This window comes from Chloroflexus sp. MS-G (genome assembly GCF_000735195.1).
In the GTDB taxonomy this organism is placed as follows: domain Bacteria; phylum Chloroflexota; class Chloroflexia; order Chloroflexales; family Chloroflexaceae; genus Chloroflexus.
Map to the genome: position 1 here is coordinate 1 of NZ_JPIM01000185.1, position 5,054 is coordinate 5,054.

General features: G+C 45.0%; 3 protein-coding genes. All 3 read right to left on the reverse strand.

Annotated features, from left to right (window positions below; genetic code table 11):
- The coding region (locus JE47_RS0119370; RefSeq protein ID WP_031461327.1) for an NAD-dependent epimerase/dehydratase family protein at nt 1-803 on the reverse strand (803 nt) is incomplete at its 3' end.
- Nucleotides 804-955: 152 nt separating this feature from the next.
- Complete coding sequence (locus JE47_RS0119375) at nt 956-3,694, reverse strand: hypothetical protein (protein ID WP_031461328.1); 2,739 nt, start codon at nt 3,692-3,694, stop codon at nt 956-958.
- A gap of 244 nt (nt 3,695-3,938) precedes the next feature.
- On the reverse strand, nt 3,939-5,054 hold a 1,116-nt coding region (locus tag JE47_RS21150), incomplete at its 5' end, for a glycosyltransferase family 4 protein (protein WP_152556119.1).

A 5,054-nucleotide genomic window follows, 5' to 3' on the forward strand; every position in this document is an offset into this window, starting at 1 on the left:
AACGCATTTTGTGGTCCGCCACCGATATTGTAAATCCGCCCACTCACCTGATCGATCCGCTCAAGTGCTGCCATGTAAGCGGCAATCAGATCGTCAACATAGAGCATATCGCGTACCTGTTTTCCGTCGCCATAGATCGTAATCGGGCGTCCAAGTAGTGCAGCAATAGCAAAATGTGCCGCCCAGCCCTGATCTTCAACACCAAACTGACGCGGACCGTAGATGCATGACTGGCGGAAAACAACCGTCTGCAAACCGTAAATACGGGCGTAATCACGCACATATTGATCGGCAGCACCTTTGCTACAACCGTATGGCGAATGAAAATCGAGCAACTGATGCTCAGGCACTCCGGCAGGCAGGTCTCGGTAGCGGTAACGAGTAGCCTCTTCTACAACCGCCACCGTTTCCATGCCACCGTAGACCTTGTTTGTTGAAGCGAAAAAGACGATTGGCGGTTCTGGCGCCAAGCGAGCTGCTTCCAGAACATTCAGCGTTCCGAGGGCATTAATCTCAAAATCACTCCGCGGATCCTGCACTGATGTTGTCACCGCCACCTGACCGGCGAGATGGTAGACCACGTGATGGCCGGGGATCACAGCCTGCATCGTAGCCGCATCGCGAATATCGGCCTGTACGAAGCGTAATTGTTTACCGTACCGTTCTTGCAGCCAGGCCAGATTGAGCGGCGTGCGCGGGCGGCTCAAATTATCGACAATCGTAACCTGCTCGCCACGGGCGAGGAGATAATCGGCCAGATTACAACCAATAAAACCGGCGCCACCAGTGATGAGATGTGCCATGGTATGGTGTTCCCTCAGAAATACGACATTAATATGACATTTTTCCGGCTAATTATAGCATGCCTGACAAGGAGAGCACGGCGGTGTGTGTCTTTCCAATCTTCTTACCAATCTTGACAATGCTTGCAATTCCCAACGTGACCTACAATTAATCACTTTGAACGGATTTCAAGACTTTTCAATGAGACGGTTCCAGGCCCATCATACCAAAATCTAGCCTCAACTTGTTGTACATCTTGAAGAGTGAATGATATTTCAATATGACTCGGAACACCATTCGTTCCATGTATTGTCTGTCGTGAGATAGTCCTGAAATTAGCGGTAATATCAATCCATCCAATATTCGTCTTAGAAGTTTCATCACTCACATATTCAAACGTTGCCACGTAATTGCCTGGTGGCAAAAAGCAGTATGGACCGAAGCTTAAAAAATCAGAAGCCTTTACACTATCTGTAACTATTATATCGGTACCGCTGACTAGTCCAATTCGGGAAGGAAGTTGATTTCCTAGGTAAAAATAACGAATTGGTACTATGCTGCTCTGAAAATATGTTGCAGTAATAAATAACACAATTCCCAGAAATAAGAAACCACTAGCGGAGAAGGTTGAAAAAGTTTTACCTCGAATATTTTTATGATAAACTACTATGATCAAAATCACAAATAACAGTATTGCAACCCAAACATAGTGCACGGGATAAGAATATGCCCACTTCGAGTCGCGAAGTGCTGGAAGAAATCGGTCAATCGCTGGAATAAACGACTGATACCCCATTTTGTTGTGAAGTTCAAAATCAGAGAATGTATATCGCAAGTAGATAATGGCATTTAGAGATATTGTGAATAAAGCGAGCGGAAAACCAATTTTCGGGCGCTGTTGCAGTATTCTTGAGAAACCATAGACAACTAAGGGAATTAGTACAATCGCACCAGTCCACTGAAATCTCCCTGCAAAGGACCTTCCGCCGTACCATACCGGATGTAAGGCATTTGGTACAACAATGCTAGCGTATATACTGAGGATTACTAAAGACACAAAAGAAAATCTTTTGTAAAAAGAAATAACATAAAAAGGTATAATTAGGTATGCAATGTTCTGAAAAAATATTCCGTGGAACCGGTCAAAGTGCAGCCCAAATAACACCATAACACTTGTAGCGTTTACCACCAACGCTCCTCCTTTGTATGGTCCAAAGATATTCCCAAATGCATAACTATTGTAAGATACTAATAACATCAAGGAAAGAAGTAGAAATATTAAAGGCTGTAAAGAATACAAGAGATTTCGTCCCGATTTTCGCTCTGAAATCATGAGTGAACATGCAGCGATCAGAGCTGCTACAGAGAGTTTTATGTGCAACCAAGGCAGAAATGAAGTGGCTATGTATATTATATAAGAGAAGAAACTTGACTTTATGTCCTTCTTTGTATCACTTAAGATCAAGTATATTATAGCAAAAAAAAGAATAGTACCGGCTGTAAATTCTGGATATATTTGACCTGATGCTGGAATAAACGGGTATCCATAGACTATAGCCACAACTGTAATTACACGCGCTTTTATATTATCCAAAAAAAAACCGCTTAAAATCCAAGACCCAATGACGATCAGACCTGCTGTAGTTATCAGAAATAACTTAACGGCACCTATTCCGTAGACATTGTAATTTGCAAGGCGCGGCAAAATATTTGACATATCGCTTCCTAATTTATAGGGAACTGAAATTAATAAAGGCAATCCAATATTATGCACGTTATAAGATCCGTTTGGCCCAGCGATAACGTGTGGACCAGGAAGAAGCTCTGCCCGCCATATATTTCTCTCCTCAAGTTCTTTTTTGTAAGGCTTTGTTTGTTCAAAAGTACCAAAGCTAATAATTCCATCTGCCATCACAAGATAATGTGGCTCATCACCTGTAACATCATATCTTTCATTTTGATGCCAATATACCAAGGTCAGAACCGAAAAAGAATAAAAAACAAGAGTTAACATCAAAGGATATAGAAAACGTGATTTATGGGTTTCATAAGCGAATACGATAGCTGATAACATGCCGCAGATAATGAACACAGCACCTGCAATGATCCATCCCAGTACAGAGATAAACAGAGCACCAGTTACAACACCTGTCATGGCGATGATGTATAGGAGATTGTGTGAAATCTTTCGTCTCAAACGCACTACCTCTACCGCGACTGCGGCTACAAGTATCTCGCTCACTAGAGACCAGTTCGTTGGTAGTACCTGCGCAAAACGAGAAGGTACCCATGTTCCAATTATTCCCAAAATAACGATCGCGAATACAGTGAGCAAGCTGCCAAATGGCTGCAGATAACGCATTGTGGCATAAAAGAGAGCAGTGAGGACTGCTAGAAATAATGCACGCTCGAGGACGGCGAAGAGTCGAGGAGAATTGATACGCTGTATCGTACCTTCACTTACAGCAACCCCTAACTGCCTTTGATCATGGATGCCGGGTGTCCAGGTATCGGTGACAAGTTTTAATAATGGCGTGTGCCAGCGCGGTTCAGTTACCGAAGTAAGGATGTAATAGCGGCGCCACTCAGGTGCGATGCTAAAACGGATGGCTGGAGAGCCGTCAATCTGCATCCAAGCGTCGATAGGAGCTGCACCCAGATACTGCGGGGCAGTAAGATTTAGTATCACGTAAAGTGATGAAGCTGTTTCAAAGCCCGGCAGATGGAAAAGAGCACTACCTTTTGTCCAGCGATAATACCTATCTCCGCTGAACTCAAGCGGCCAGAAACCATCCTTTTCTGTAAGACTAGTGATACTGATTGGCTGAAGTACAGGATTCGTTAGACCTGATGCGATGAGCAGAAGAATTAGCAATGTAACGAAAATAATGGCGAGACGATTGGTTTTCATAGGCCTTACCCATGTGTATGTAACTTCTTAGAGTATGAAATTACAGAACTCAACACGAGACAACGAGGTACACAACACCAGGTAGAGATGGCTACGTATCGTGCTGTCTGATCACTGTATCTTCACATTGTCCCCCGAATTGGTCGCGGATGGCGGATATGTCTGTCACCTAAACGACTATAGCAGCTAACAGCGGAGGGGCGCAACGACGCTGCGTCTCTCCAGCCATATGTACATGAAAACACTACCCGTCATTCCGAACACTAAGCAATCGGTCATGCAAACGGGCTTGCTCACGCTCCAGACGACGATAGTTGTTTCTTGTCTGAATAAGGAGGTTGAAAAGTTCTTCTATCAATTGTATAGTCACATCGCTCGTTTGTTGTCGGTCGATAGGTGACGAGACCTTTGTTTCTGATCGTAACCATTTCAACCATTCTCTTAAAGAATGACCTACGGTTGGGTTGCGATCACCGCTCAGCGTATAGTCTTGTCTTAATGCAGAAAGTTTGCTATGAACTTCCTCTAAAAGCTTCCAGTCACCATCCTGCTCACACATCCTTTGTACGAGCGAGATAAAATGCGCTTCAAAACGATCATACGTGAAATCAAGGGCGCGCCGAATGCCACGCTGAGCAAGTGTAGCAATCATCGAGCGTGGTTGTAAAAACGTGCTCAGCGTTCTGACAAACTTGTCTACCAGAACGCTCCAGGCAAAGTGCTCCTGGACATATGTATATCCACGTTCACCTAACATTGCTGCCTCTTCAGGACGTTCTAGCAACGTATCAATGGCTGTAATGAAGCTGGCAGCATCATGACAGGCATACCCTCCGCCACTACGTTCAACGTGCTCACGGGTCACCGCACAGTCGGCATGCACAATAACCGGGCGACGTTGCTGCCAGGCTTCCATCATGACGATCGAGAAGCTCTCATTCAGCGAGAGTTGACATAAAGCAACACTTGCACTATAAGCGTCATTCAAATCCTGCCAATCAATTACACCTAAACATACAATATCGGTTCGCGCAGGTAAACTGATCTCCCCTTTGCCTGTCAGGACAAGTGTTAGATTGCTCTCGGGACGAGCCTGCTTATAGGCGACAAACCACTCGATGAGCAACGGAACATTCTTCGCAGTTTCTAGCCGTCCGCTATACAGTAGGAAGGGGGTGTCGATACCGGTGCGTTTACGAAAGCGGTCGGGATCACCGTGTAGCGGCTGATCGGGGAACCCATACCCTAACACGGCGGTAAACGGATTCGCCACGTGCAGCTTCTCGCACGCCAATTGCTCTTCAGCAGAGGTGTTGAAAAATATCCCGCGTGCCTCTTCTAGCATTTCGCGGAAGATAGT